The following is a 25,793-nucleotide window of genomic DNA, read 5'->3' on the forward strand; positions in this document are numbered from 1 at the left end:
TCTCACTCCGTCCCGGGGACTCCGAGGCGGTACCCGACGCCCCGGACGGTCTGCACCAGCTCCGGGCGGCCGAGCTTCGTGCGCAGCGTCGCCACGTGCACGTCGAGGGTGCGGTTGGCGCCCGCCCAGGTCCGGCCCCACACCTCGGCGACGATCTTGTTCCGCGTGCACACCGCCCCGCCCGAGCTCGCGAGCAGCGCGAGGACCTGGAACTCCTTGCGCGTGAGCGTCACAGGCCGGTCCCCGACGGTGACGGTGTGCCGGGTCAGATCGACGCGCACGCCGTCGACCTCCACGACGTCGGCGACCCCCTCGGCGGTCGCCTCCACCCGCCGACGCCGGTACACCGCGTGCACCCGCGCCACGAGCTCGCCGATGTCGTAGGGCTTGACGAGGTAGTCGTCGGCGCCGGAGTGCAGGCCGAGGATCCGGTCGTCGACCTCCCCGCGCGCCGAGACCACGATCACCGGCACCTCGCTGACGGCCCGGATCGCGCGGCAGACGTCCACGCCGTCGATGTCGGGGAGGCCGAGGTCGAGCAGCACGACGTCGACACCCGTGAGCGCGTCGACGGCCCCGCGGCCGTGCGAGAGCCGGGTCGTGGTGATGCCGTGGCGGTGCAGCGCCGGGCGCAGCGCCGCCGCGATCCGGTCGTCGTCCTCCACCAGCAGGATGTGCACGCGGTCAGTCTCCCCGAGATCTCGTTATCGCAGCGAAACCCTATGGGTGCCTCAAGATGCTGGACTGTGGTGTCCGATTCGCCCTAGCGTCCCGCCATGCTCGGAGGCACCCGTGAGTGACACCCCCATGATCCGCATGGCGTCCGTCGACAAGCACTTCGGCGATCTGCACGTCCTGCGCGACATCAACCTCGACGTCGAGCCGGGGCAGGTGGTGGTGGTACTCGGACCGTCCGGTTCCGGCAAGTCGACGCTCTGCCGCACGATCAACCGGCTGGAGCCGATCGACTCGGGCACCATCCAGGTCGACGGCACCGACCTGCCCGCCGAGGGCAAGGCGCTGGCCGGGCTGCGCGCCGACGTCGGCATGGTGTTCCAGAGCTTCAACCTGTTCGCGCACAAGACGATCCTCGAGAACGTCACGCTCGCGCCGCTGAAGGTGCGCAAGGCGAACAAGGGCGAGGCCGAGAAGAACGGCCTGGCCCTGCTGGAGCGCGTCGGCATCGCCAACCAGAAGGACAAGTACCCCGCCCAGCTCTCCGGCGGCCAGCAGCAGCGCGCGGCGATCGCCCGCGCACTGGCGATGAAGCCGAAGGTCATGCTGTTCGACGAGCCCACCTCCGCGCTCGACCCGGAGATGGTCAACGAGGTCCTCGACGTCATGACGACGCTGGCCTCGGAGGGCATGACCATGCTCGTGGTCACCCACGAGATGGGCTTCGCCCGCAAGGCCGCGCACCGCGTCGTGTTCATGTCCGACGGCGAGATCGTCGAGGACGCTAAGCCGGAGGCGTTCTTCTCCAGCCCCACCTCGGACCGTGCCAAGGACTTCCTCGGCAAGATCCTCTCCCACTAGCTCCGCCCCCGACGGAAGGACCCGCCCCACCATGCGCCTCTCCACTCTCACGAAGGTCGCGGCCGTCGTCGCGGCCGTCGTCCTCACGGCGACCGCCTGCGGCGAGCAGGCCGAGCTCGGTGGCTCCACCGGCGACGGCCCGGCCGTCGCGGAGGACGCCACCTTCGAGGCCGGCACCACGATGGCCCGCCTCAACGAGGCCGGCGCACTGCGTGTCGGAACGAAGTTCGACCAGCCGCTGTTCGGCCTGCGCGGCCTCGACGGCAACCCGGTCGGCTTCGACGTCGAGATCGCCAAGATCATCGCGGCCAAGCTGGGCATCCCGCCGGAGGGCATCACCTTCACCGAGACGCCGTCGCGCATCCGCGAGGACGTCATCGCGAACGACCAGGTCGACATCGTCGCGGCCACCTACACGATCAACGACGCCCGCAAGGAGCGCATCTCCTTCGCCGGCCCGTACTACGTCGCCGGTCAGGACCTGATGGTCGCCGCGGACAACACCACGATCACCGGCCCCGACGCCCTGCGCGCGGCCAACGCCCGCGTCTGCTCCGTCACCGGCTCCACGCCGGCGAAGACCATCGAGCAGTACGTCGACCCGGCCAACATCGTGCTGTTCGACGTCTACACCGCCTGTGCCGACGCCCTGCGCAACGGCCAGGTCGACGCCGTCACCACCGACAACGTCATCCTGCTCGGCCTGATCGACTCGAGCCAGGGTGCGTTCAAGCTGGTCGACGCGCCGTTCACCGAGGAGCCCTACGGCATCGGCATCACCAAGGGCGACGTCGCGTTCTGCGAGTTCATCAACACGACGCTGACCGAGGCCGTCGCCGACGGCTCGTACGCCGCGGCGTGGGAGTCCACGGTCGGCGGGGTGCAGCCGGAGGTTCCGGAGCTCCCGACGGCCGACGCCTGCAGCTGACGCCCGTCCCCCCGGTGCGCGGCCGTCTCGGCGGCCGCGCACCGTCGTCTGTCCGGAGGCACACATGGACGCCCTGATCGCGGAGTTCCCGCGGTTCCTCGCGGGGTTCGTCGGTACCCTGCGCATCTGCCTGTTCGCGGCCATCGGCGCCCTGGTGATCGGCACCGTGCTCGCGGCGTTCCGGGTGTCCCCGGTACCGCCGCTGCGCTGGGTCGGGACCGCGTGGGTCACGGTCTTCCGCAACTCCCCGCTGGTCGTCGTGCTGTTCCTCTTCGCGTTCGCGCTGCCGGAGGTCGGGATCGACTTCCCGCTGTTCGAGAACAACGCATTCTTCTGGCCCGGCGTCACCGGACTGGCCTTCTACACCGCGGCGTTCGTCTGCGAGGCGGTGCGCTCGGGCATCAACTCGGTCCCGCCCGGCCAGGCCGAGGCCGCCCGCGCGGTCGGGCTGACGTTCACCCAGACCCTCAACGCGGTCGTGCTGCCGCAGGCGCTGCGCACGGTCGTGCCGCCGCTGGGCAGCGTCATCATCGCCATGATCAAGAACTCGGCGATCGTCGGCGCGGTCGGCGTGACCGGCGAGCTGTTCTCCGTCGACGCCAGCCTCACCGCGATCGGCTACTCCGCGACGTCCAGCCTCACCGGCGTCGCGATCGCGTACCTGGTGATCACCATCCCGGCCGGCATCCTGCTCGGCGTCATCGAGCGGAAGATCGAGGTGAAGCGATGACCTCCGTGCTGTTCGACGCCCCGGGGCCCCGGGCCCGGCGCAACACGCTGATCGGCACCCTGATCGCGGCCGTGCTGATCCTCGGGGTGGTGGCTCTCGCGCTGCTCCAGCTCTCGGGCAGCGGTCAGCTCGACGGCGCGAAGTGGGGGCCGCTGTTCAACCCGGCCAACCCGTACTTCGTCGCCGTGTGGAGCGCGCTCGGCGTAGGCCTGGGCCTCACGCTCACCGCCGCGGCGCTGACGCTGGTGTTCTCGCTGCTGATCGGCACCCTGCTCGTGGTGACCCGGTTGTCCACCACCCGGGTCTTCCGCTGGCTGGTGGTCGGGTTCATCGAGCTGCTGCGTGGGCTGCCCGTCGTCATCACGATCTTCATCGCGGCCCGGGTGCTGCCCGAGATCGGGATCGCGCTGCCCCCGCTGTGGTACCTGGTCGTCGGGCTCACCGCCTACAACTGCGTGATCATCGCCGAGATCCTGCGCTCCGGCGTGGCCGCGATCCCCCGCGGCCAGACCGAGGCCGCCTACGCGGTGGGCCTGAGCAAGCTGCAGACGCTGCGCATCATCCTGCTGCCGCAGGCGTTCCGGATCATGCTGCCCGCGCTGATCAGCCAGCTCGTCGTGATCGTGAAGGACACCTCGCTCGGGTTCGTGATCTTCAACTTCTCCGAGTTCGTGCGCACCGCCCGCATCGTCATCCAGTTCTTCGCCGGCAGCGAGGGCGTCAACCTGACGCTGCAGATGTTCGTCGCCGTGGCGATCGTCTTCATCCTCATCAACTTCGGGCTCGGCAAGCTGGCCGAGTACGTGCAGCGCCGGTCCGGGCGGGCCCGGAAGACCGCTGCGGCACCGATCCTGAAGGTCGGGGCCGGGGTCGGCGAAGGCGGCACGGGCGGGTTGTGAGCCTCGTTCGACTCCCCCGATCAAGCTCTCCTCAAATCACCTGCACTATCGGGTGACAAGGGGCGTTCGGCATTTCTCGGCTGATTATTCTCGAGCTTGCAGAAGATCACGGGAACTCGACCGGGGAGCGTGTAACCGATGAAGAAGACCGCCACATTGATGTCTGCCTTCGCTATCACTGGCGCGGTGGTTCTGGCCACCGGCATCATGGGGGCCGGGGTCGCGCAGGCAGCCACCACCACGGCCACCTTCCAGCTCAAGAGCGCCAACGAGTCCATGTGCCGCGGCACCCTCACGCTGACCGTCACGTCGACGACAGCGACCTCGCGTTCTCAGATCGACTGCTACGGATCGCCCTACCGGACGAGTTCCCTCGCCGCCCAGGCACATCTCTACCCGGCCGGTCAGCGCAATTTCGACTGGGTCGACAACGGATGTCTCGACTGCAGTTTCGCGCAGGCCATCAAGCAGGTCCCGGCGCAGTCCGGAGCGACCTACTGCGGTGTCGCGGGAGCAACCGGGTCGTCCAACGTCGACCGTCCGTGGAACGGCAGTTCCGTCGAAGTCTGCTTGCGCGCACCCTGATCCGGCCGCTTCGCGACGGCCGGGCAGGACCGGCGTCAGAGGTTCTCGATCTCCACCGGCTCGATGCCCTCGTCCGCGGGCAGGTCGAAGCCGAGGACCTGGGCGTAGAAGCTCAGCTCGGCGTCCAGTGCGCGGCGGATGTTCTCCGCGCGCCGGAAGCCGTGCTGCTCGCCGTCGAAGAGCAGATAGGCGACCGGGACGCCCTTGGCCCGGAGGGCGTCGACGATCATCTCCGACTGCGCGGGCGGCACGATCGCGTCCTCCGCGCCCTGCAGCACGATCAGCGGGGCGGAGAACTGCGTGAGCTGGTGGATCGGCGAGCGCTCGACGTAGGTGTCGCGGTCCTGCGGGTACGGCCCGACGAGGCGGTCGAGGTAGCGGCTCTCGAACTTGTGCGTGTCGCGGGCGAGTGCCTCCAGGTCGGCGACGCCGAAGTGGTCGGCCCCCGCCGCGAACGGCGACTCCGCCCTGGCCAGCGCGGAGAGCACCGTGAACCCGCCCGCCGAGCCGCCGCGGATGAGCAGGCGCGCGGGGTCGGCGCGGCCGGTGTCGGCGAGGCGGCGGGCCACGGCGAGGCAGTCGGCGACTTCGATCACGCCCCACTGCCCGAGCAGCTCCTCGCGGTAGGCGCGGCCGTAACCGGTGGAGCCGCCGTGGTCGACGCTGACGACGGCGAACCCGCGGCTCGTCCAGTACTGGGTGGCCGGAGAGAACGACGACGACGCCGCGGCGGTCGGCCCGCCGTGGATGACGACGACCAGCGGCGGCGCGTCGCCCTCGGGACCGGTGTGGGTGGCGCTGGCCGGGGCGAAGTACAGGGCGTGGGCGGTGCGGGGCTCCCCCGCGGCGTCGACCGACGGGAACGTCAGGTGCTCGGCCACCGCGACGCCCGCCGGGTCCAGGCCCAGGTCGCGCGGCGCGCACAGCGTGACGACGGCGGCGTCGGAGTCGGGCCCGGGCGGGGTGACCCGGTAGACGCCCGGCTCCGCGGTCGGCGTCCCGGCGACGACGACGGCCGAGCCGCCCGCCGAGCGCACCGCGCCGACCTCGCAGAACGGCAGGTCCAGGTCGGCGATCAGGCCGCCGGTGCCGCGGACGGCGAGCGCGTCGGAGCCGGCGCGGCGACGGGCGAACACCACCGAGCCGTCGGCCAGCACGGCGTAGCGCGAGCCGGCCAGGCGCCACTCCGGCACCCCGACCTCGGCGTCGATCCGCACGATCGGCTCGATGTCGGAGCCGGGCAGCCAGCGGTAGAGGTTCCACCAGTCGGTGCGGTCGGAGACGAACCACAGCGAGCCGTCGGGCATCCACGACGGCTCCGACACCGACTCCCACGGCCCGCCCGCGACCACCGTCTCCTCCCCCGTCGCCAGGTCGCGCACGACGAGCTCGACGGCGTCCCACGGCATCGACGGGTGGTTCCACTGCAGCCAGGCCAGCGTCGTGCCATCGGGATCCAGGCGGGGTGCGGCGACGAAGTCGGGTCCGGTGACCAGCACCTCCGGCTCGTCGGTCGGCGCATGGGCGGCGAGGCGGACGATCTCGTTGCGCGGTTCCCCGTCGCCGTGGCGCTCCCGGACGCAGACGATCACGTCGCCGTGCACGTCCCCGTCGGCGTAGCGGTCGCCCCGCTCGACCGCGGGGGCCGGCGTCAGCGCCTGCACCGCACCGTCCGCCAGCCGGTACAGCCGCTGGTCGGCCCATTCGGTGAACCAGACGACGCCGTCGAGCACCCACCAGGCGCCGCCGCCGTACTCGTGCACCCCGGTGCGGGCGTTCGAGCCGTCGGGCAGCAGGTCGGTGACGGCCCCGTCGGCCGCGCGGCGGACCAGCTGGGTGCGGCCGCCGTCGGCGGGCCGGGCCTCGGACCAGTACACCTCGGCCCCGTCGACGCGGACCTCGGCGAGCGACACGGCCGCGGCGACGACGAGCTCGGAGGTGATCGGGGTGGGCCAGGATCCGAACGGGGCGATCGTCACGGACCCAACGCTAGTGTCTGGCGGTCCGGAAAGCGCTCCACAGCAGCGCCACGGCCTCCCGCGCCGCCCCGGGGCGAACGACGGGCAGCACGCCGACCGCGCCGGTCAGCCCCGGCCACCAGCGGATCGACCCGTCGCGGCGGACCGTGCCCAGCGCGGGCGTCGCGCAGCGGCGCACGGCGGCCGGGACGGAGGCCGGGAGCTCCGGGTCGCGGCAGGTGCGCACCGTGACGGGCACGCGCAGCAGCTCGGGTAGCTCGCGCGCGATCTCCGAGCAGCTCGGGCAGGACACGTCGTAGACGGCGACGACCGAGACCGTTCTCACGCCCCCAGCATGACAACGACCAGCGACCCGACGACCGTCAGGGCCAGCAGCGGGCGGACCCGGCGCTCCGCCCCCGTCCACACCTCGGTCCAGCCCCCGTCGGAGCTCCAGGCGTTCGACAGCAGCGGCATCGCGAGGCGCCCCAGCGCGAACCCGCCCGCCACGGCGAACGCCGCCGGGAACGGGACGACCAGCACGACCGCGAGCAGCACCAGGTGCGGCAGCGCCGACGGCGAGTAGGTGCGCATCCCGGTGCCCATCTCGAACCCGAACTGCAGCGCCCCCCACTCGCGCAGGTGCTGCACGTCCTCCGGCACCAGCCGCGCGTTCTCCGGCACCGGGAACGACAGCAGACCGCACTCGCGCAGCAGCACCGCGAGCGCGGCGACGCCGAACAGTCCCCAGCGCACCGGGGCGGGCACGAGCGCCTGCGGGATCGCCCCGACGACGCCCGCGACGAACGCCACGAGCGCCGCACCGAGGAGCAGGCCGGCACCGAAGTACCGCACGACCGGGGAACCGCGCCAGACCGACGCGCTCAGCAGGAACGCCGAGTTGTGGCTTCAAGTGCTGCCGGAGTTGGCGAACCCGGCACCGGCGCCGGCCACCGCCGCGAGCAGGAACATCGCGGGGAGCCACGCGCCGAGCACGGCGAGCCCGAGCAGCACCACCGCGGTGGTGACCGGGTGCAGCGCGCTGCGCAGCGTCATCGACGGGGTCAGCGCCCGGCCGGGAAGCGCGCGCCGAAGCCGGAGAGCAGACCCCCGCCGCTCTCGTCGTCGTCGGACCCGCTCCGCCCGCCGCCGGACTCCTCACCGCGGCCCGACCCGCCACCTCCGGACTCGTCCCCATGGCCGGACTGCTCACCGCGGCCGGACCCGGTGCCGCCCGAGGACTCCTCCGCGGGCTCGGGGGCCGGGGTGTTCGCGGGCGACCCGGCGGGCACCGGGCACGCGGCGATCGTGATGCCCCGGTACTCGGTGCCGTCGGCGTAGACGACCGACGTGGTCGCGTCGGAGCAGCGGTAGCCGTTCCAGCGCCAGGCGTTGCGGCCGTGGCAGCTCTGGGTGACCCGCGTCGACTCGAAGGCGTCGGGCCCGTCCTTGTAGCTGCCCTCGCGGTGGTAGCCGTCGGAGCAGGGGAACCCGCCGCGGCGCCAGCCTCCGTAGCAGAGCGCGGTGCCGGTCGAGGGCCAGTTGTCGGCCTCCTCGCGGTAGCTCTCCGGCTTGCAGCCCATGTGCTCGGACATGTCGTCGCCCTCGGTGCTCGGCTGCGCCGCGGCGGCCTCGCGCCGGGCCAGGTACCAGTCCAGCGGCACCAGCGCGGCGGCGGCCGCGGCGATGACGAGGCCGCGCAGCACCGTGCGGCGGCTGGGACGGACGGAGCGGATGTGGGCGACGACCGCACTGGGCGTCGCGCCCACGGGCGGCTGCGCCGCCGTGGGGATCTCGTCGAGCCGCGTCATGCCCGGGCCACCTCGTGTTCCGCGATCAGGTCGAGCAGCAGGCCGCGGACGTCGGTGTCGGCGTAGACGAAGCGGCGATGGGTCACGACGCCGCGGGCGTCGAGGGCGAGCACGGTCGGCGAGTAGCCCTCGAACAGGGCGGCGCGGACGTCGTGGTCGACGACGAGCTCCGCGAGGCTCTCGCCGAAGCCGGCCCGGTCGGCCACCGCGGCGAACCGGACACCCGGGCGACTGACCTCACCGAGGAGGGCGTGGACCTCGTGGCACTGGCTGCAGTCGGCGTCGATCACGGCGACGATCGCGCCGCTCTCCCCCGGACGGGGCCGGACCGCGGCGGGCGCCGGACGACCGACGACCGGCGCGTAGCCCGACAGCTCGGCGGCGGGGCCGGACTCCAGCGCCCGCACCCGGGCGTACACGGCGACGAGGGCGACCAGGGCGAACAGGGCGACGAGCAGCGCGAGCAGCGCGACGGCGAGGGGCAGCGTCATCAGGCCGTCCACCGTCCGGTCAGCGCGCCGAGCGCGTCGACGACCTGGTCCTCACTCATCGACGTGGCCGCGCGGCCGGACTCCGGGCCGAGCAGCACCAGGTCCATCGCGAGGCTCTCGCCGGCGAGGATGAACCGCCACCGGTGCGGGCTGTCGGCGGCGAGCGTCGTGGCCCGGTCGTCGAGCAGCCGCCCGGCCCGCCACAGCTCGCCGCCGCCCACGGGGAGGCCCGACCACTCCGGCAGGCTCGGCAGGACGTCGACGGAGCGGCGGACGATCAGCGTCGCCGCCTCGCTCTGCCCGATCAGGGCGACGTCGGGCTGCGACACCAGCATCGGCGACGCCGCCGTCAGCGCCGCGCCGCGCGGGCCGTCCTCGTAGCGGAAGGAGGTGAGCATCGTGCTGACGCCCATGAGGTCCGGGGCGGGGCCGCCGAACCAGGTGGTGGCCTCGTGGTGCGGGCCCGCGAGGACGAGCGCGGACTCGGAGCGGTCGGGCGCCTCGTAGACGACGGCGTCGTAGCCGCGCATCGGCTGCACGCGCTCGGTCGCGCCGGGCAGGACGTGCGTCGGGATCACGCGGTGCTGGCCGAGCGGGGCGAGGAAGAACTGCCGCGACAGGTACGGGCCGGAGAAGCGGGTGGTGCCGAACCACCGGAAGTCACCGAACGCGTCGGGGACCTCGAGGTCCACCGGTGCGCCCGAGGGGGCGACCAGTGAGACCGCCCGGGTGGTCGAAGCCACCATCGTCGTCCTCCAGGTGCGTCGCGGGAGCCGGTCGGCTCCCACCCGTCCAACGAGGACACGGCGGCGACGTGACGCGGCCGCTCGGGTCAGGAGCTGCGCCGATCGGGTGGTCACGGGGGTAGCGTGGCCCGCGCCCGCACCGCCGCCGCGAAAGGTCCGAGATGACCGAACCGACCCCGCCCCAGGAGCCGATCGACGCCGAGATCGTCCCGGCCGAGGAGATTGCGCCGGTCGCGGCCCCGCGTCCCGATTACGACGAACACGGCGTTCCGAGCTTCGACTACGTCCGTGACCGGATCGAGGGCCGGCACGCTGCGTCACAGGGAGCGACCGAGCTGGCCGACGCCACCCCGGAGGGCCGCAGCGTCGAGGAGCAGTTCACCGAGCGTGAGCGCGCCGCGAAGGCGAAGCTCGACGAGATCCGGCGCTCGCTCGGTTAACCGGGCCCGACCGCGGCCGTGAGTGCGAGGAGCATCCGGCTCGCGGGTACGTCGATGCCGTGCCGCCCGGCCAGGCGCACGACCGCGCCGGTGAGACCGTCGGCCTCCAGCGGCCGCCCGGCGAGGCGGTCCTGCAGCATCGAGCTCGTCGAGCCGGCGGGCAGGTCCTGCAGCCAGCGCAGCGTGTCCTCGGCGGCGTCGTCGGGGAGGTCGGCCCCCTCGGCGCGTCCCACCGCCGCGGTCTCGCGCAGTGCGGCCAGCGCCAGCTCCGCGACGGCGGGCTCGCGGAGCACCTCGACCCGGCGCGTCGTCAGTGCGGTGATCGGGTTGGCCGCCACGTTCGTCAGCAGCTTGCGCCAGGCCGCACTGCGGAGGTCGGGGACCATCTCCACCCGCAGCCACGTGGGCGAGAACAGCTCCGCCGCGGTGCGACCGGCCGGGTCGTCGGCGAGCACCAGTTCCCGCTCGGTGCGCCGGGCCCGGACCTCACCGGGGCCCGTCCGCTCGGCGTTGACGTAGACGAGCGCCGGCGCCACGCGGTTCTGCAGCGCGTCCGGCACACGGTCGGCGTGGTCGACGCCGTTCTGCGCGGCGACGATCACCGTGTCCGGGCCGGTCAGTGCGTGCAGCCACGGCCACACCGACCCCGTCTGGTGGATCTTCGTGGCGAGCACGACGTGGTCGACGGGGCGGGCCTCGGCGGGATCGGTCGCGACCGGGATCCGGTGGGTGCGGGTGCCGTGGTCGTCGTCGGTGAGGGTGACGGCGTCCAGCGGGGAGCGGGCGCACAGCACGACGTCGACACCGGCCTCGACGAGCGCGACGGCCAGGGTGCACCCGACGGCCCCGGCACCGACGACCGCCACGGTCACGGCTCCCCCTCCCCCGGACAACAGCAAAGCCACTTTGCTGCCGTGTGACGGCGGCAAAGTGGCTCTACTGCCACTTCCTCGGACGTGACGCTACGACTCGCCCCGCTTGAAGATCTTGCTACCGAGCCACACCAGCGGGTCGTACTTGCGGTCCACGACGCGCTCCTTGAGTGGGATCAGCGCGTTGTCGGTGATCTTGATGTGCTCGGGGCAGACCTCGGTGCAGCACTTGGTGATGTTGCACATCCCGAGGCCGTGCTCCTCCTGCGCCGCCTTCTGCCGGTCGGCGGCGTCGAGCGGGTGCATGTCGAGCTCGGCGATCCGCATGAGGTAGCGGGGGCCGGCGAAGGCCTCCTTGTTCTCCTCGTGGTCCCGCACGACGTGGCAGGTGTTCTGGCACAGGTAGCACTCGATGCACTTGCGGAACTCCTGGCTCCGCTCGACGTCGACCTGCGCCATCCGGTAGTCACCCGGCTCGATGCCCTCGGGCGGCGCGAAGGACGGGATCTCGCGCGCCTTGGTGTAGTTGAACGACACGTCGGTGACGAGGTCGCGGATCACCGGGAACGTCCGCAGCGGCGTGACGGTGATGACCTCGTCCTCGCCGAACGTCGACATGCGGGTCATGCACGCCAGGCGCGGCTTGCCGTTGATCTCGACGCTGCAGGAGCCGCACTTGCCGGCCTTGCAGTTCCAGCGGACGGCCATGTCCTGGGCCTGGGTGGCCTGGAGGCGGTGGATGATGTCGAGGACGACCTCGCCCTCGTTCACCTCCACCGGGTAGTCGACGAGCTCGCCCTTCTCGTCGTCGCCGCGCCAGACGCGGAAGTGCTGGTCGTGGGTCATGCCTTCTCCCCCTTGTCGGCCGCCGAATCAGCGCGGTGGCCGCCCAGCTCTTCGCCGGTGTAGTACTTCTTCAGCTCGTCGAGCTCGAACAGGTCGAACAGCTCCGGCCGCATCGGGACCTGCTCCTTGCGGACCAGCTCCACGTTGTCCTCGCCCAGCGCGCTCAGCTGCAGCAGGACGTGGCGCCAGTCGGAGTCCATCACCGGGTAGTCGTCGCGGGTGTGCCCGCCGCGGCTCTCCTGGCGCTCCAGCGCCGCCTTCGCGACGCACAGCGACACGAGCAGCATGTTGCGCAGGTCCAGCGCGAGGTGCCAGCCGGGGTTGAACACCCGGGCGCCCTCGACGCTGACGGTCCGCGTGCGCGTCGCGATGTCCTCCAGCGCCTTGAGCGCCAGCTCCATCTCGTCGGCCTTGCGGATGATGCCGACCAGGTCGTTCATCGTCTTCTGCAGTTCCTGGTGCACGACGAACGGGTTCTCCCCGCCCTCCGTGGCGTTGGAGAACGGCAGCAGCGCGCGCTGCTCGGCCTCGGCGACGTCGTCGACGAGCACCGCGGGACGCTCCCCACCGAGTGCGTCGACGTACTCCGACGCCCCGGCGCCTGCGCGACGACCGAAGACCAGCAGGTCCGACAGCGAGTTGCCGCCGAGCCGGTTGGAGCCGTGCATGCCGCCGGAGCACTCCCCGGCCGAGAACAGGCCCGGGACGATCGACATCGCTGTGTCCGGGTCGACCTCGACGCCGCCCATCACGTAGTGGCAGGTCGGCCCGACCTCCATCGGCTCCGCGGTGATGTCGACGTCGGCCAGCTCCTTGAACTGGTGGTACATCGACGGCAGGCGCTTGAGGATCTCCTCCTTCGAGCGCCGCGAGGCGATGTCCAGGAACACGCCGCCGTGCGGGGTGCCGCGCCCGGCCTTGACCTCGGAGTTGATCGCGCGCGCGACCTCGTCGCGGGGCAGCAGCTCCGGGGGGCGCCGGTTGTTGTCCGGGTCGTCGTACCAGCGGTCGCCCTCCTCGGGCGTCGTGGCGTACTGCTCCTTGAACACGTCCGGGATGTAGTCGAACATGAACCGCTTGCCGTCGGAGTTCTTGAGGATGCCGCCGTCGCCGCGCACCGACTCCGTGACCAGGATCCCCTTCACCGAGGGCGGCCAGACCATGCCCGTGGGGTGGAACTGCAGGAACTCCATGTTGATCAGCGTGGCGCCGGCGCGCAGGGCCAGCGCGTGGCCGTCGCCGGTGTACTCCCAGGAGTTCGACGTGACCTGGTAGCTCTTGCCGACCCCGCCCGTGGCCAGCACGACGGCCGGGGCGTCGAAGCGGACGAACTGCCCCGTCGACCGGTAGTAGGCGAACGCGCCCGCGATCTTCCCGTCGGCCTTGAACAGCTCGGTGATCGTGCACTCGTGGAAGACCCGGATGTTCGACTCGTAGTCGCCGGTCTCGGCGAAGTCCTCCTGCTGCAGCGACACGATCTTCTGCTGCAGGGTGCGGATCAGCTCCAGCCCGGTGCGGTCGCCGACGTGCGCGAGCCGCGGGTAGGTGTGCCCGCCGAAGTTGCGCTGGCTGATCTTGCCGTCGGGGGTGCGGTCGAACAGTGCGCCGTAGGTCTCCAGCTCCCAGACGCGGTCCGGCGCCTCCTTGGCGTGCAGCTCGGCCATCCGCCAGTTGTTGAGGAACTTCCCGCCGCGCATGGTGTCGCGGTAGTGGACCATCCAGTTGTCGTTGCTGTTGACGTTGCCCATGGCCGCGGCGCAGCCGCCCTCGGCCATCACCGTGTGGGCCTTGCCGAACAGCGACTTGGAGATGATCGCGGTGCGCTTGCCCTGGGCGCGGGCCTCGATGGCCGCGCGCAGCCCGGCGCCGCCGGCGCCGATCACCACGACGTCGTACTCGTGCCGTTCGATGTTCTCGCTCGAGGTCATGTCGGTCACCCCACGATCCGCAGGTCGGAGATCCAGCCGGCCGCGAGGGCCATGACGTAGAAGTCCGTGATGGCCAGCGTCGCCAGCGTGAGCCAGGCGAGCTGCATGTGCTTGGCGTTGAGCTTGGACACGAACACCCAGCTCTTGTAGCGCGCCGGGTGCTTCGAGAAGTTGTTGATCCGCCCGCCGACGATGCTGCGGCAGGAGTGGCACGAGATCGTGTACGCCCACAGCGCGATCACGTTGAGCAGCAGGATGATGTTGCCCAGGCCGATGCCGGTGCGGAACGACAGGATCGCGTCGTAGGTGTTGATCAGCGAGATGATCGCCGCGGCGTAGAAGAAGTAGCGGTGCAGGTTCTGCCCGAGCAGCGGGAACCGCGTCTCGCCGGTGTACTTCTTGTGCGGCTCGGCCACGGCGCACGCGGGCGGCGACAGCCAGAACGCGCGGTAGTAGGCCTTGCGGTAGTAGTAGCAGGTGAGCCGGAACAGCAGCAGGAACGGCAGCGTCAGCGACGCATACGGCAACCACCACACGTCGGGGAGGAACTGCCCGAAGTGCGACGCCTCCGGCACGCAGCCCACCGAGAAGCACGGGGAGTAGAACGGGGTCAGGTACTCGTACTCGCCGACCCAGTAGTTGTCCTGCTGGAAGGCGCGGACGGTCGCGTAGGCGACCCAGGCCGCGAGCCCGGCGAAGTTGAGCAGTGGCGGGAGCCACCAGCGGTCGGTGCGCAGCGTCCTGGCCGAGATCTGAGCCCGGCCCGTGGACGCGTCTGTGGTGGATGACACGTCAGTGGGTCCTCGTCTTCCGCGATTGAAACTGGGCCGGAGCGTACGACGTAACGCTCGCCACTTCGGTGACGGGTCGGGAACGAACGAGGTGGTAGAGACGGGACTCACACCTGGCGCGCCGGGCCCGGACACGCCGAGCGGCCCGGCCTCCTCGGGGGTCGGGCGATCGGTGTGTCCGGGTGCCGGGGTCAGGCCGAGCGGCGGCTCCCGGTCGTGGCGTGCAGGTAGTCGCGGTTGAGTTGGGAGATCACGTCGAGCGGGATCTCCTTCGGGCACGAGACCGTGCACGCGCCGGTGTTGGTGCAGCCGCCGAATCCCTCGGCGTCGTGCTGCTCGACCATCCGCACCACGCGGGAGTCGCGCTCGGGCTGGCCCTGGGGCAGCTCGCCGAGGTGGGTGATCTTCGCGCCGAGGAACAGCGACGCCGACCCGTTCGGGCACGCCGCCACGCAGGCGCCGCAGCCGATGCAGGCCGCCGCGGTGAACGCGCGCTCGGAGTTCGGCTTGGGCACGGGGGTGGCGTGCGCGTCGGGCGCGGAGCCGGTCGGGGCACTGATGAAGCCGCCGGCCTGGATGACGCGGTCGAACGCGCTGCGGTCGACGATCAGGTCCTTGACCACGGGGAACGCCGCCGCCCGCCACGGCTCGACGAAGATCGTCTCGCCGTCGCGGAAGTGCCGCAGGTGCAGCTGGCAGGCCGTGGTGGCCTTCTGCGGGCCGTGCGGCTCACCGTTGATCACCATCGAGCAGGAGCCGCAGATGCCCTCGCGGCAGTCGTGATCGAACGCCACCGGCTCGTCGCCGGAGAGGATGAGCTTCTCGTTGAGCACGTCGAGGAGCTCGAGGAACGACATGTCCTCGTCGGCGTCGTCGACCTGGTACCCGACGATCTTCCCCTTGTCCCCGGGCGCGTCCTGGCGCCAGATCTTGAGGGTGAGCTTCACTTGTAACTCCGCTGGCTCGGGGTGACGTAGTCGAAGACCAGGTCCTCCTTGTGGAGGACCGGGGGCTCGCCCGCACCGGTGAACTCCCACGCCGCGGCGTAGGAGAAGTTCTCGTCGTCACGCTCGGCCTCGCCGTCGACCTGGCTCTCGGCCCGGAAGTGGCCGCCGCAGGACTCGGTGCGGTGCAGCGCGTCGAGGCACATCAGCTCGCCCAGCTCGAGGAAGTCGGCGACCCGGCCCGCCTTCTCCAGCGACTGGTTCAGCGTGGCGGCCGCGCCGGGGACCTTGACCGACTGCCAGAACTCGCGACGGAGGTCCTTGATCAGGTCGAGCGCCTTGCGCAGGCCCTCGTCGGTCCGCTCCATGCCGCAGTAGTCCCACATGATGTGGCCCAGCTCGCGGTGGAAGGAGTCGACGGTGCGCACCCCGTCGATCGAGAGGAGCTTCTCGATCCGGTCGGTGACCTGCGTGCGGGCCTCGACCACCTCGGGGGCGTCGGCCGCGACCGGCTCCAGGTGGCTCTTGGCCAGGTAGTCGCCGATCGTGTTGGGCAGGACGAAGTAGCCGTCGGCCAGGCCCTGCATCAACGCGGACGCACCGAGCCGGTTCGCCCCGTGGTCGGAGAAGTTCGCCTCGCCGACGACGAACATGCCGGGGATCGTGCTCTGCAGGTCGTAGTCGACCCACAGCCCGCCCATCGTGTAGTGCACCGCCGGGTAGATCCGCATCGGCACCTCGTAGGGGTTCTCCCCCGTGATGCGCTCGTAGATGTCGAAGAGGTTGCCGTACTTCGCGGCCACCGCGGCCTGCCCGGTCCGCTCGATGATCTCGGAGAAGTCCAGGTAGACACCCAGCCCCGACGGGCCGACGCCACGCTTGGCGTCGCACACGGTCTTGGCCGCGCGGCTGGCGATGTCGCGGGGCACCAGGTTGCCGAACGCCGGGTACTGGCGCTCGAGGAAGTAGTCGCGCTCGTCCTCGGGGATGTCCTTCGGCGGGCGGGTGTCGCCCATCTCCTTCGGCACCCAGATGCGGCCGTCGTTGCGCAGCGACTCGCTCATCAACGTCAGCTTCGACTGGTGGTCGCCGGAGACCGGGATGCACGTCGGGTGGATCTGGGTGAAGCACGGGTTCGCGAACAGCGCGCCCTTGCGGTGTGCCCGCCAGGTCGCGGTGACGTTGCAGCCCTTGGCGTTGGTGGACAGGTAGAAGACGTTGCCGTAGCCGCCGCTCGCGAGGACCACGGCGTCGGCGAGGTGGGTCTCGATCTCGCCGGTCACCATGTCCCGGACGATGATCCCGCGAGCCCGGCCGTCGACGACGACGAGCTCGAGCATCTCGTGGCGGGTGTGCATCTCGACGCGCCCGGCGTCGATCTGGCGCTCCAGGGCCTGGTAGGCGCCCAGCAGGAGCTGCTGGCCGGTCTGGCCCTTCGCGTAGAAGGTGCGGGAGACCTGCACACCGCCGAAGGAGCGGTTGTCGAGCAGGCCGCCGTACTCGCGGGCGAACGGCACGCCCTGCGCCACGCACTGGTCGATGATCTGCACGCTGATCTCGGCCAGGCGGTGGACGTTGGACTCCCGCGCGCGGAAGTCACCGCCCTTGACGGTGTCGTAGAACAGCCGCTGCGCCGAGTCGCCGTCGTTGCGGTAGTTCTTCGCGGCGTTGATGCCACCCTGCGCGGCGATCGAGTGCGCGCGCCGGGGGCTGTCCTGGTAGCAGAAGCTCGACACCTGGTAGCCGGCCTCGGCCAGCGTCGCCGCGGCCGATCCGCCGGCCAGCCCGGTGCCCACCACGATGATCTTCATCTTGCGCTTGTTGGCCGGGTTGACCAGCTTGACGCCGAACCGGCGGCGCTCCCAGCGGGTCTCGATGGGCCCGTCGGGGGCCGCGGTGTCGACGATCGGCTCACCGATCGTGAAGTCGCTGTACATGCTCATGCTCAACCCACCAATCCGAAGGTGATCGACAGCGGGACGGCCAGGAACCCGACACCCAGCGCGATCGCCACGACGTTCGCCGTCGCCTTGACCGCGGCCATGCTGCCGCGCGTGCGGCCCAGCGACTGCAACGCGCTCCAGAGGCCGTGCCTCAGGTGCAGGGTCACGGCGAGGATCGAGACGACGTAGAACACCGTCACGTACCAGCGCTCGGGCGCGAAGTCGGCCACGAGGTTGGCGTAGACGTCGCCCTGCACGCCGTTCGGGTTCAGCGTGCCCGTCGTCAGGTCGAGGATGTGGTAGACGATGAACAGCGCGACGATCACGCCGCCCCAGCGCATCGTGCGCGTGGCGTAGGAGCCCGCCACCCTGCTCTTGTGCGCGTACTTCACGGGGCGGGCCTTCGCCGCCCGCCGGGCGAGCATCGTCGCGGCCACGATGTGGCCGATCACGGCGGCCAGCAGCGCGATCCGCACGATCCACAGCACGGTCTGCTCCGGGAGCGCGGGCTCACCGACGACGCGCAGCCACTCCGCGTAGAGGTCCAGCGACTCGGCCCCGAGGAAGATCTTCAGGTTGCCGATCATGTGCGCGACGAGGTAGAGGAACATGACCGCGCCGGAGACGGCCATCACGTACTTGAGCTGCACGGACGACGGCCGCGGAGCACGTCGGGTCGGCGCACCGCCGTTCGCGCGCAGAGCCAGGGACACCATGCGCGCCAGCGTGACTACCGGCCCCGGGGGTCGTCCAATGCATCGGTCGGCCATGATCGGTGCTCTGTCGCTATACCTGGCCCATCGCCCCAGGTCAGCGGATGACCAAGGGTCGACTCACGTGCCTGGCTTCACTCCGGCGGCCGGGCGCCTCTGCCGTGGCCGAGTCGTCGCGGTCACGGTTCGTGAGCGGCTCGGGGCTCACGCGGGGATGGGGGCACGGGGCACGGCTGGTGGACGCGCACCGCCGTTCCGCGCGGCGAGACGCGGCTCGTGAGACGCGGTCCGCGTGGCCGCCGCCCTGTTCGCCCGGACCGCGCCGGGGTACTGCTGGTCCTCGCGTCGGATCCGTCGCGCTGCCGGTGCGACGGCCCGCGTGGTGATGAACCGCGAGGCACGCGGGCGTCGCGGCTGGATCTTCCACAACCGGCCCCGCCGGGCCCCGGACGGTGGACGGAGGGGTGCGGCCGGTCCAGGCGGGGCGGGGCCGCACTCGGCACCTGCGCCGCGGCTCGTCCCGCGCGAGATGGAGGTCAGGGGTGAGCGGGACCGTTCACCCCTCATCGCGTCGATCTCGTCGGCGAGGACGACCCGTCGGGCATCGGCGGCAGCTCGGTGATGCTCGTACGCTATGCCGGTGACGTTGACACAGCTCGCCTACCTGGTGGCTCTGGCCGACTCGCGCAGCTTCACCCGGGCCGCCGATGCGGTGGGGGTGGCCCAGCCGACGCTGTCGCGGCAGCTGCGGGTGCTGGAGGACGAGCTGGGGGCGCCGCTGGTGCAGCGCGGGGGGCGCGAGGGCGTCACGCTCACCCCCGCGGGCGAGGTCGTGTTGCCGCTGGCCCGGCGGATGCTGGCCGACGCCGACCGCGCCCGCACCGGCGTCGCGGAGCTGATCGGGCTGCAGCGCGGGCGGGTGCGGGTCGGCGCCACGCCGTCACTGTGCATCGGCGTGCTCGCCGACGTGCTCCGCGTCTTCCACGAGCAGTACCCCGACGTGCGGCTGGAGCTCGTGGAGAGCGGGTCGCAGCCGCTGGTGCGCTCGCTCGTGCGCGGTGAGCTCGACGTGGCTCTCGTGATCGTCCCGAGTGACGGCGTCGACCCGGCGCTGCACACCACCCCGGTCCTGCGGGAGCGGCTCTCGGTGGCCTCCCCCGCCTCGGAGCGGGCGCCCTCACCGCGCGGGTCCCTGACCGTCCACGAACTGGCCCGCCGCCCGCTCGTCGTCCCGCGGCAGGGTTACGACGTGCGCGAATCGGTCCTGCGGGCCTACGCCGAGGCCGGTGAGACCCCTCGGTTCGCCGTGGAGGGCGGGGAGATGGACGCGGTACTGCGGCTCGTCGAGGCCGGGACCGGCGTAGCGGTGGTGCCGGACCTGGTGTTCGCCGGCCGCCCGCGGCTGCGCCGGACCGTCCTCACTCCCCCGCTCTACCGCACCGTCGCACTCGCCCGCCGCGCCGACCTCGATCCCACCCACGCGATGCAGGCGTTCCGCGACACGCTGCTGTCGTTCCTGGCCGAGCTGTCGGCCGGGGACGGGCTGCCCGGGGACGTGCAGGTGCTGCGGCGCCCTGATCAGCTCCGACCTGATTAGCTCCTCCCATGGCCGACGTGCACTTCTACTTCGATCCCGTGTGCCCCTTCGCGTGGATGACCAGCAAGTGGGTGCGGCAGGTCCAGGCCGCCCGCGACTACTCCGTCGAATGGCGGTTCATCTCGCTGCGGCTGCTCAACGCCCACATCGACTACGCCACCCACTTCCCGCCGGAGTACGAGGCCGGCCACACCGCCGGTCTGCGCCTGCTGCGCGTGGCCGCCGCCACCCGCGCGGAGCACGGCCACGAGGCCGTCGACCGGCTCTACGCCGCGCTGGGGGCGGCGATCTTCGACCGCGATCCGGTGCCGGACGAGGCCACCTACCACGGCCACCGGGGCACGGCGGAGTTCGTCGCGCCTGTGCTCGCCGGCATCGGGCTGCCCGCCGGTCTCGTCGACGCCCTCGACGACACGGCGTGGGACGCACAGATCCAGGCCGAGACCGACCAGGCGCTGACCCTCACCGGCAAGGACGTCGGCACCCCGATCCTGCAGTTCGAGCCGCCGGACGGGGTGGCGTTCTTCGGCCCGGTGATCAGCCGCCTCCCGGCCCCGGACGAGGCCGCGGAGCTGTGGGACCACGTCATCGCCCTGGCCCGGTTCCCCGGGTTCGCCGAGCTCAAGCGGAGCCTGCGCGAACTCCCCCGCCTCCGCTCACTCGGCGTCGCCGACGACGAGGTCGGGGTGCAGCAGGACTGGCACGGCGGGAGCCGCCGCCGGAAGCGGTAGGCAGAGCAGAAGCGGTAGGCAGAGCAGTGGTGACGCGCGCTGCGTAGGCCTCGCGCGCTGCGTAGGCCTCGCACGCTGCGTGGGCCTCGCGCTCCCGGGGCCGCGCGGGACCCGGGCCGGCGCGCGGAACCGGCGAGTCCGGTCGCGGCGGGTCAGTCGTCGGCGGGGCCGAGTTCGTCGATCTCGGCCCCGTGGGCTGCGAGGGCCTCCCGCACCACCCGGTAGGCGATGCCGCCGCCGTAGCCCTTGCGGGCGAGCATGCCGACGAGCCGGTTGACCGCCTTCTTCCGCTGTTCCGGGGTGTCGGCGGGGACGGTGCGCAGTTTGCGGTCGACCAGCTCACGGGCGCGCTGCTCCTCGGACTCGGGGTCGACCTCCTCCAGCGCCTCCCCCGCCACCTCGTCGTCGACGCCCTTGCGGCGCAGCTCCATCGCGATCGCGCGCCGGGACAGGCCGCGGTGGTTGTGCCGGGAGCGGACGTACTGCCCGGCGAACGCGGCGTCGTCGATGAGACCGACCTCGTCGAACCGGCTCAGCACCGACTCGGAGGCGTCGTCGGGCACACCGCGCTGCTTCAGCGCCTGCGCCAGCTCGTGGCGGGTGCGAGCGCGGTCGGTAAGCAGCCGCAGACAGATCTCGCGGGCCGCGGCCAGCGGATCGGCGTCCGGGTCGATCTGCTTGGGACCCCGGCCTCGGCGCGGCTTCTCGGCCGCCTCCATACCCCGGGTCGGTCCGGCGTCGGTCGACGGGGCCCCGGAACCGGGGACCTCCGAACCGGCCGCTTCCGGGTCGGCGGCCCCCGCGGGGGCGGACCGGCCGCGCCGGGACCTCCGCGAGCCGAAGCCCGATCCCGGAGTGCCCGACGTCTCCCGCCGCGCAGGCGACCCACCGCCGCGGGACAGCGACCCGCTGCGGCCGCCCTCCCCGAACTGCGCCGTGCGGGGTGCGGCCGAGGATCCGGACGAGACATGCAGCCCGGCCACCGGGGCCGCGGGGGCGGCGTCGAGCGACCCGCCGAAGCGCGCCACGGCAGCCGCTCCCCCGGCCGGGATACCGGCGGGGTCGTCGGTCGAGCCCTCGGCCGGATCACCGCCGGTCGGGTCGCCGCCGGCCGGGCAGCTGTGGGCGGGACCGTCGGCCGCGGGTCGGTCGGCCGGGTCGGCCGCCGCACCGAGCCCGACGAAGGCCGTGACCGCCGCCGTCGGCCCCTCCTCGGCGCCGATGACATCGAACCGGGCCTCCGGGGCCGGCGCGGACTCCGCACCGACCTCGTCGAACCGGGCGACCCGACCGCTCACGATCAGAAGTCGACCGGAGCGGGGACGGCGGAGTCGGCGTCGACCACGGCACCGATACCGAGCTTCTCCTTGATGCGCTTCTCGATCTCGTTGGCGACGTCGGGGTTGTCGCGCAGGAACTTGCGGGCGTTCTCCTTGCCCTGCCCGAGCTGGTCGCCCTCGTAGGTGTACCAGGCACCGGACTTGCGCACGAGACCCTGCTCGACGCCCACGTCGACCAGCGAGCCCTCCCGGCTGATGCCGAGGCCGTAGAGGATGTCGAACTCCGCCTGCTTGAACGGCGGGGCCACCTTGTTCTTCACGACCTTGACGCGGGTGCGGTTGCCGACCGAGTCGGAGCCGTCCTTGAGCGTCTCGATGCGGCGGATGTCGAGGCGGACCGACGCGTAGAACTTGAGCGCCTTGCCACCGGTCGTGGTCTCCGGCGAGCCGAACATGACGCCGATCTTCTCGCGCAGCTGGTTGATGAAGATCATCGTGGTGCCCGAGTTGCTGAGCGCACCGGTGATCTTGCGCAGGGCCTGGCTCATCAGGCGGGCCTGCAGACCGACGTGGCTGTCGCCCATCTCGCCCTCGATCTCGGCGCGGGGCACGAGCGCCGCCACCGAGTCGACGACGATGAGGTCGAGCGCACCGGACCGGATCAGCATGTCGGCGATCTCGAGCGCCTGCTCCCCCGTGTCGGGCTGGGAGACGAGCAGGTTGTCGGTGTCGACACCCAGCGCCTTCGCGTACTCCGGGTCGAGCGCGTGCTCGGCGTCGATGAACGCCACGATGCCGCCCGCCGCCTGGGCGTTGGCCACCGCGTGCAGGGCGACCGTGGTCTTTCCGCTGGACTCCGGGCCGTAGATCTCCACGACGCGGCCGCGGGGCAGACCGCCCACGCCGAGCGCGACGTCGAGGGCGATCGATCCCGTGGGGATGATGCCCACCGGCGGGCGGGTGTCGTCGCCGAGGCGCATCACCGAGCCCTTGCCGTGGTTCTTCTCGATCTGGGCGAGGGCGAGTTCGAGCGCCTTCTCGCGGTCGGGTGCGATCATCGCCGGGCTCCACATCGTGGTCGTGTCGAACGTCTGAGGTGCGTTCGAGGTGTCTGGATCGACCGTAGGGCCGACCACCGACAATCTGCGGGCGAGGTCCGGAACTGTGGACGGCCACCACGCGATGTGGACAACACACTAGCGAACACCTGTTCGACTCCGACGCTGACACGCCGGACGGCCGGGATCGCGCGCCGGACGGCCGGGCTACTGCCGCGCCGGCGGCACGTCGTACGCCGCGCAGACCGCTCGCCACACCTCACGGGCGTCGTAGCCGTGCTCCAGCGCCTGCTCCACCGTGCGGCCGCCGAGCTCGGCGAACACGTGGTCGTGGGCGAGCGACGCCGCCCGCACGGCGCCGAACTCGCCCTCCATCAGCTCTCGGAACTGGGTCAGGCGCACGCGGACCAGATTAACCTCCGGCACCATGACGACCCCGCTCCACCAGGTCTGGCAGGCGCTGGACGGCGCGCCGGAGGACCTCGACCGGCTCACCGTGACCGGCCCACCTGCGCCGCTGCGCTCGAGGTTCGCCGTCACCGACGCCGGGATCGCCGCCGTGGGGGCGAGCCTGCTGGCCGCCACCGACCGGCCCGTCGGCCTCGACACCCGCGCACTCGCGATCGCCCTGCGCAGCGAGCGGTACGTGCTCCGCGGCGGGCGGTCCGCGGGGTCGGTGTTCGATCCGCTCTCCGCGTTCCACCGCACCGCCGACGGCTGGCTGCGGCTGCACGCGAACTACCCGTGGCACCGGGCCGCGGCACTGCGCGTGCTCGGCTGCACCGTCGAGCAGGCCCCCGCCGCGATCGCGGAGCGCACGGGCGTCGAGCTGGAGACGGCGCTGCACGAGGCGGGCGGCGTGGCTGCGGCGGTGCGCACACCGGAGCAGTGGCGAGAGCAGACCGGGACGACGCCGCCGCTGGTCGAGCAGCACGTCGTCGGCGACGCGGCGCCGCGGCCCGTCCGCAGGCCGCGGGTGGTCGACCTGACCCGCGTCATCGCCGGTCCCGTCGCCACCCGCACCCTCGCCCTGCACGGCGCCGACGTCCTGCGGCTCGATCGTCCGGACCGCCCGGAGCTCCCGCTGCAGGCCGCCGACACGCTGCCGGGCAAGCGCTCCGCGCTGCTCGACCTGCACGACGCGGCCCGCCGCGAAGAGCTGTTGGCCGGCGCGGACGTGGTGGTCACGGGCTACCGCCCCGGTGCGCTGGACGCCTTCGGGCTGTCCCCGCAGGCGCTCGCGGAGCGGCACCCGGGCCTGGTCGTGGTCACCCTGTCCGCGTGGGGCGAGCAGGGTCCGTGGGGCGCGCGCCGCGGGTTCGACTCGCTGGTGCAGGCGGCGTGCGGGATCGCCGTCGAGGAGGGGTCGGCCGACGCGCCGGGCACACTGCCCGCCCAGGCACTGGACCACGCCACCGGTTACCTCGGCGCCGCGGCCGCCCTGCTCGCACTGGCCACCCAGCGCCGCAACGGGGGCACGCGGCACGTGCGCCTCTCGCTCGTCGGCACGGCCACCTGGCTGCAGAGCCTGCCGCGGACCGCAGCGGCGGACACCCCCGACGTCGACCCGACCCCGTACCTCCAGGAGATCGGCGACCTCACCCTCGCCGCCCCGCCCGGCACCGTCGACGGCAGGCCGCTGCGCTGGTCCGGGCCCGCCCCGTCGTTCGGGACGGCCGAACCGCGCTGGCGGTAGCCTCGTCGATATGGACTATTCGGGCGATCCCACCGGCTTCTCGTCGCCGCTCGGGCAGCTCGTCGTGCTGATGATGCTGCTGACGTCGCTGACGCTGCTGCTGCGCTGGTGGTGGCAGAACCGCCGCCGCTAGGAGGTGTGCTCCTCCATGTACTCCTCGGCGCCGGTGTCGGAGTAGTCGAGCCCGGCCCCGTGTGCGTGCTCGCGCTTGAACGCGGCGAACTTCTCCCCGACCTGGTTACGGACCTCGAGCGTGGCCTTCTCCAGGAACGGCGCCAGGTCGTCGCGCTCCTCCTCGACCAGGTGGTGGTCGTTGGCCTCCTGCGCGTCCTTGATCCCGGCCCACCACTCGTCGCTGCCGAGCTCGGCGGCCGCGGCGCGCCGGATGCCCGTGCGGATGTCGTCGTGGTCGCCGACGGCGTCCTCGGTCTCGTCCTCCATGTCCTCGACGCGCTTGAGCAGCTGCGGGTAGAAGAACTTCTCCTCGGCCGTGGCGTGCACCTCCAGCTCCGCGGCCAGCGGGACCCAGATCGCGGCGGCCGCGGTCGCGTCGTCGCGCAGCTTCTCCAGCTCGGCGAAGCGGGCGCGGAAGGACTCGTGGTCGTCGAGGATGAGGCGGATGACGTCGGGCATGGTGGTGGACTCCCTGTCGGTTCGGTCGCGGCTACGTTCCCCGGACGGGGCGGTGGTCAAACCTCGAGCAACGACCGCGCGGCCTCCCGGGCCCGCACCACGGCGTCGGGCTGCCCGCCCGCGGTGACCATGACGGTGGCGCCCTCGTAGAGCAGGTGCACCTGCGCGCCGAGCCGGGCGTCGCCGACCAGGCCGACGAACAGCTCCCGCATCCACTCCTTCTCCGCCCGGACGACGGCCACCCCGGGGTGGTCGGTGCCGCCGATCTCGGCGTAGGCGTTGACGAACGCGCAGCCGCGGTCCTGGTGGTCGAGCCACGCGTCGAGCGCGTCGAACACGGCGAGGACGGACCCGTCGCCCCGCGTGTGCTCGGCCAGGAAGGCCTGCCACGTGCGGGCGCGGCGCCGCAGGTACAGCGCGACGAGCGCGTCCTTCGAGCCGAAGCGGTCGTAGAGGGTCTTCTTCGTCGTACCGGCGCTCTCGGCGATGAGGTCGACGCCGACGGCGCGGATCCCGTGCCGGTAGAACAGCTCCGACGCGGCGACGACGAGTCGCTCCCCCGCGGCGGTGAGCGGGGGTCCGGGATCGAGCAGGTCGAGCACGGAGTGCTCCTTCCAGCGGAGGGACACTGCGAGTA

Annotated in this window: 30 protein-coding genes; 10 read left to right on the plus strand and 20 right to left on the minus strand. The window is 72.0% G+C overall.

Going from position 1 to position 25,793, the window contains the following annotated elements; genetic code table 11:
- Positions 1–2: 2 nt before the first annotated feature.
- Positions 3–680 carry a response regulator transcription factor gene (locus I4I81_RS14165; protein WP_218601329.1) on the minus strand — a complete coding sequence of 226 codons (678 nt, stop codon included), beginning with the start codon at positions 678–680 and terminating at the stop codon, positions 3–5.
- A gap of 127 nt (positions 681–807) precedes the next feature.
- Between I4I81_RS14165 and I4I81_RS14170 the strand changes: the two genes are divergently transcribed.
- The 5 genes from I4I81_RS14170 to I4I81_RS14190 all read left to right on the plus strand — a co-directional run bounded on the left by I4I81_RS14170 (position 808) and on the right by I4I81_RS14190 (position 4,678).
- Positions 808–1,536, plus strand: coding sequence for an amino acid ABC transporter ATP-binding protein (locus tag I4I81_RS14170; protein WP_218601360.1), 729 nt, complete (start codon positions 808–810; stop codon positions 1,534–1,536).
- Between the two features lie 31 nt (positions 1,537–1,567).
- Positions 1,568–2,464: a glutamate ABC transporter substrate-binding protein gene (locus I4I81_RS14175; protein WP_218601330.1), complete on the plus strand. Its 897-nt coding sequence runs from the start codon at positions 1,568–1,570 to the stop codon at positions 2,462–2,464.
- Between the two features lie 64 nt (positions 2,465–2,528).
- The gene (locus I4I81_RS14180) at positions 2,529–3,194 is read left to right on the plus strand and encodes an amino acid ABC transporter permease (RefSeq protein ID WP_218601331.1); all 666 of its coding nucleotides are present in this window, start codon (positions 2,529–2,531) and stop codon (positions 3,192–3,194) included.
- Positions 3,191–4,093 carry an amino acid ABC transporter permease gene (locus tag I4I81_RS14185; protein WP_218601332.1) on the plus strand — a complete coding sequence of 301 codons (903 nt, stop codon included), beginning with the start codon at positions 3,191–3,193 and terminating at the stop codon, positions 4,091–4,093. Before I4I81_RS14180 ends, I4I81_RS14185 begins: the two co-directional genes overlap by 4 nt.
- Positions 4,094–4,231: 138 nt before the next feature.
- On the plus strand, positions 4,232–4,678 hold the full coding sequence (locus tag I4I81_RS14190) for a hypothetical protein (protein WP_218601333.1): 447 nt from the start codon (positions 4,232–4,234) through the stop codon (positions 4,676–4,678).
- Between the two features lie 35 nt (positions 4,679–4,713).
- On the opposite strand, the gene I4I81_RS14195 is transcribed toward I4I81_RS14190, so the two are convergent.
- The 7 genes from I4I81_RS14195 to I4I81_RS14225 are packed head-to-tail and all read right to left on the minus strand — an operon-like array spanning position 4,714 to position 9,684.
- Positions 4,714–6,657 (minus strand): S9 family peptidase, encoded by a 1,944-nt coding sequence (locus I4I81_RS14195; RefSeq protein ID WP_218601334.1) that lies wholly within the window; start codon positions 6,655–6,657, stop codon positions 4,714–4,716.
- Positions 6,658–6,667: 10 nt separating this feature from the next.
- Positions 6,668–6,982: a hypothetical protein gene (locus I4I81_RS14200; protein ID WP_218601335.1), complete on the minus strand. Its 315-nt coding sequence runs from the start codon at positions 6,980–6,982 to the stop codon at positions 6,668–6,670.
- Positions 6,979–7,491: a hypothetical protein gene (locus I4I81_RS14205; protein WP_218601336.1), complete on the minus strand. Its 513-nt coding sequence runs from the start codon at positions 7,489–7,491 to the stop codon at positions 6,979–6,981. Before I4I81_RS14205 ends, I4I81_RS14200 begins: the two co-directional genes overlap by 4 nt.
- 54 nt (positions 7,492–7,545) lie before the next feature.
- Entirely contained in the window at positions 7,546–7,692 is a 147-nt protein-coding gene (locus tag I4I81_RS14210) for a hypothetical protein (RefSeq protein WP_218601337.1), read from the minus strand.
- A gap of 8 nt (positions 7,693–7,700) precedes the next feature.
- On the minus strand, positions 7,701–8,447 hold the full coding sequence (locus I4I81_RS14215; protein WP_218601338.1) for a hypothetical protein: 747 nt from the start codon (positions 8,445–8,447) through the stop codon (positions 7,701–7,703).
- On the minus strand, positions 8,444–8,938 hold the full coding sequence (locus tag I4I81_RS14220; RefSeq protein ID WP_218601339.1) for a hypothetical protein: 495 nt from the start codon (positions 8,936–8,938) through the stop codon (positions 8,444–8,446). The genes I4I81_RS14215 and I4I81_RS14220 overlap by 4 nt, the downstream gene beginning before the upstream one ends.
- Positions 8,938–9,684, minus strand: a complete 747-nt coding sequence (locus tag I4I81_RS14225) for a hypothetical protein (RefSeq protein ID WP_218601340.1) — start codon at positions 9,682–9,684, stop codon at positions 8,938–8,940. Before I4I81_RS14225 ends, I4I81_RS14220 begins: the two co-directional genes overlap by 1 nt.
- A 161-nt stretch (positions 9,685–9,845) precedes the next feature.
- Between I4I81_RS14225 and I4I81_RS14230 the strand changes: the two genes are divergently transcribed.
- Positions 9,846–10,124: a hypothetical protein gene (locus I4I81_RS14230; RefSeq protein WP_218601341.1), complete on the plus strand. Its 279-nt coding sequence runs from the start codon at positions 9,846–9,848 to the stop codon at positions 10,122–10,124.
- On the opposite strand, the gene I4I81_RS14235 is transcribed toward I4I81_RS14230, so the two are convergent.
- The 7 genes from I4I81_RS14235 to I4I81_RS14265 all read right to left on the minus strand — a co-directional run bounded on the left by I4I81_RS14235 (position 10,121) and on the right by I4I81_RS14265 (position 18,164).
- Positions 10,121–10,996 (minus strand): 2-dehydropantoate 2-reductase, encoded by an 876-nt coding sequence (locus I4I81_RS14235; RefSeq protein WP_218601342.1) that lies wholly within the window; start codon positions 10,994–10,996, stop codon positions 10,121–10,123. The two genes, I4I81_RS14230 and I4I81_RS14235, sit on opposite strands and share 4 nt — an antisense overlap.
- 90 nt (positions 10,997–11,086) lie before the next feature.
- Positions 11,087–11,842, minus strand: coding sequence for a succinate dehydrogenase/fumarate reductase iron-sulfur subunit (locus I4I81_RS14240; protein WP_218601343.1), 756 nt, complete (start codon positions 11,840–11,842; stop codon positions 11,087–11,089).
- Positions 11,839–13,770 (minus strand): fumarate reductase/succinate dehydrogenase flavoprotein subunit, encoded by a 1,932-nt coding sequence (locus I4I81_RS14245; protein WP_218601344.1) that lies wholly within the window; start codon positions 13,768–13,770, stop codon positions 11,839–11,841. The genes I4I81_RS14240 and I4I81_RS14245 overlap by 4 nt, the downstream gene beginning before the upstream one ends.
- Positions 13,771–13,775: 5 nt before the next feature.
- Positions 13,776–14,561, minus strand: a complete 786-nt coding sequence (gene sdhC / locus I4I81_RS14250; protein ID WP_218601345.1) for a succinate dehydrogenase subunit SdhC — start codon at positions 14,559–14,561, stop codon at positions 13,776–13,778.
- 191 nt (positions 14,562–14,752) lie between these two features.
- Entirely contained in the window at positions 14,753–15,508 is a 756-nt protein-coding gene (locus I4I81_RS14255; RefSeq protein ID WP_218601346.1) for a succinate dehydrogenase/fumarate reductase iron-sulfur subunit, read from the minus strand.
- Positions 15,505–17,448, minus strand: a complete 1,944-nt coding sequence (locus I4I81_RS14260) for a fumarate reductase/succinate dehydrogenase flavoprotein subunit (protein WP_372453527.1) — start codon at positions 17,446–17,448, stop codon at positions 15,505–15,507. The genes I4I81_RS14255 and I4I81_RS14260 overlap by 4 nt, the downstream gene beginning before the upstream one ends.
- 2 nt (positions 17,449–17,450) lie before the next feature.
- Positions 17,451–18,164: a succinate dehydrogenase cytochrome b subunit gene (locus I4I81_RS14265; RefSeq protein ID WP_218601347.1), complete on the minus strand. Its 714-nt coding sequence runs from the start codon at positions 18,162–18,164 to the stop codon at positions 17,451–17,453.
- A gap of 637 nt (positions 18,165–18,801) precedes the next feature.
- Here I4I81_RS14265 and I4I81_RS14270 point away from each other — a divergent pair.
- Positions 18,802–19,758: a LysR family transcriptional regulator gene (locus I4I81_RS14270; protein WP_218601348.1), complete on the plus strand. Its 957-nt coding sequence runs from the start codon at positions 18,802–18,804 to the stop codon at positions 19,756–19,758.
- An 8-nt stretch (positions 19,759–19,766) separates the two neighbouring features.
- A complete protein-coding gene (locus I4I81_RS14275) occupies positions 19,767–20,489 on the plus strand; it encodes a mycothiol-dependent nitroreductase Rv2466c family protein (protein WP_218601349.1) in 723 nt (240 codons plus the stop codon).
- Positions 20,490–20,641: 152 nt separating this feature from the next.
- Here I4I81_RS14275 and I4I81_RS31425 read toward each other — a convergent pair whose 3' ends face one another.
- The 3 genes from I4I81_RS31425 to I4I81_RS14290 form a co-directional block, all read right to left on the minus strand.
- Complete coding sequence (locus tag I4I81_RS31425) at positions 20,642–21,787, minus strand: RecX family transcriptional regulator (protein ID WP_308187780.1); 1,146 nt, start codon at positions 21,785–21,787, stop codon at positions 20,642–20,644.
- A 2-nt stretch (positions 21,788–21,789) separates the two neighbouring features.
- Positions 21,790–22,827, minus strand: a complete 1,038-nt coding sequence (gene recA, locus I4I81_RS14285) for a recombinase RecA (protein WP_218601350.1) — start codon at positions 22,825–22,827, stop codon at positions 21,790–21,792.
- A gap of 207 nt (positions 22,828–23,034) precedes the next feature.
- Entirely contained in the window at positions 23,035–23,229 is a 195-nt protein-coding gene (locus I4I81_RS14290; RefSeq protein WP_218601351.1) for a DUF3046 domain-containing protein, read from the minus strand.
- Between the two features lie 25 nt (positions 23,230–23,254).
- Between I4I81_RS14290 and I4I81_RS14295 the strand changes: the two genes are divergently transcribed.
- Both I4I81_RS14295 and I4I81_RS31170 read left to right on the plus strand, forming a co-directional pair.
- Positions 23,255–24,523, plus strand: a complete 1,269-nt coding sequence (locus I4I81_RS14295; protein WP_218601352.1) for a CoA transferase — start codon at positions 23,255–23,257, stop codon at positions 24,521–24,523.
- 10 nt (positions 24,524–24,533) lie between these two features.
- On the plus strand, positions 24,534–24,656 hold the full coding sequence (locus I4I81_RS31170) for a hypothetical protein (RefSeq protein WP_255425225.1): 123 nt from the start codon (positions 24,534–24,536) through the stop codon (positions 24,654–24,656).
- Here the strand turns inward: I4I81_RS31170 and I4I81_RS14300 are convergent.
- Together I4I81_RS14300 and I4I81_RS14305 are read right to left on the minus strand one after the other, a co-directional pair.
- Complete coding sequence (locus I4I81_RS14300) at positions 24,653–25,156, minus strand: hemerythrin domain-containing protein (protein ID WP_218601353.1); 504 nt, start codon at positions 25,154–25,156, stop codon at positions 24,653–24,655. The two genes, I4I81_RS31170 and I4I81_RS14300, sit on opposite strands and share 4 nt — an antisense overlap.
- A gap of 56 nt (positions 25,157–25,212) precedes the next feature.
- The gene (locus tag I4I81_RS14305) at positions 25,213–25,785 is read right to left on the minus strand and encodes a TetR/AcrR family transcriptional regulator (RefSeq protein ID WP_218601354.1); all 573 of its coding nucleotides are present in this window, start codon (positions 25,783–25,785) and stop codon (positions 25,213–25,215) included.
- Positions 25,786–25,793 lie beyond the last annotated feature (8 nt).

Source organism: Pseudonocardia abyssalis (assembly GCF_019263705.2).
GTDB lineage: Bacteria > Actinomycetota > Actinomycetes > Mycobacteriales > Pseudonocardiaceae > Pseudonocardia > Pseudonocardia abyssalis.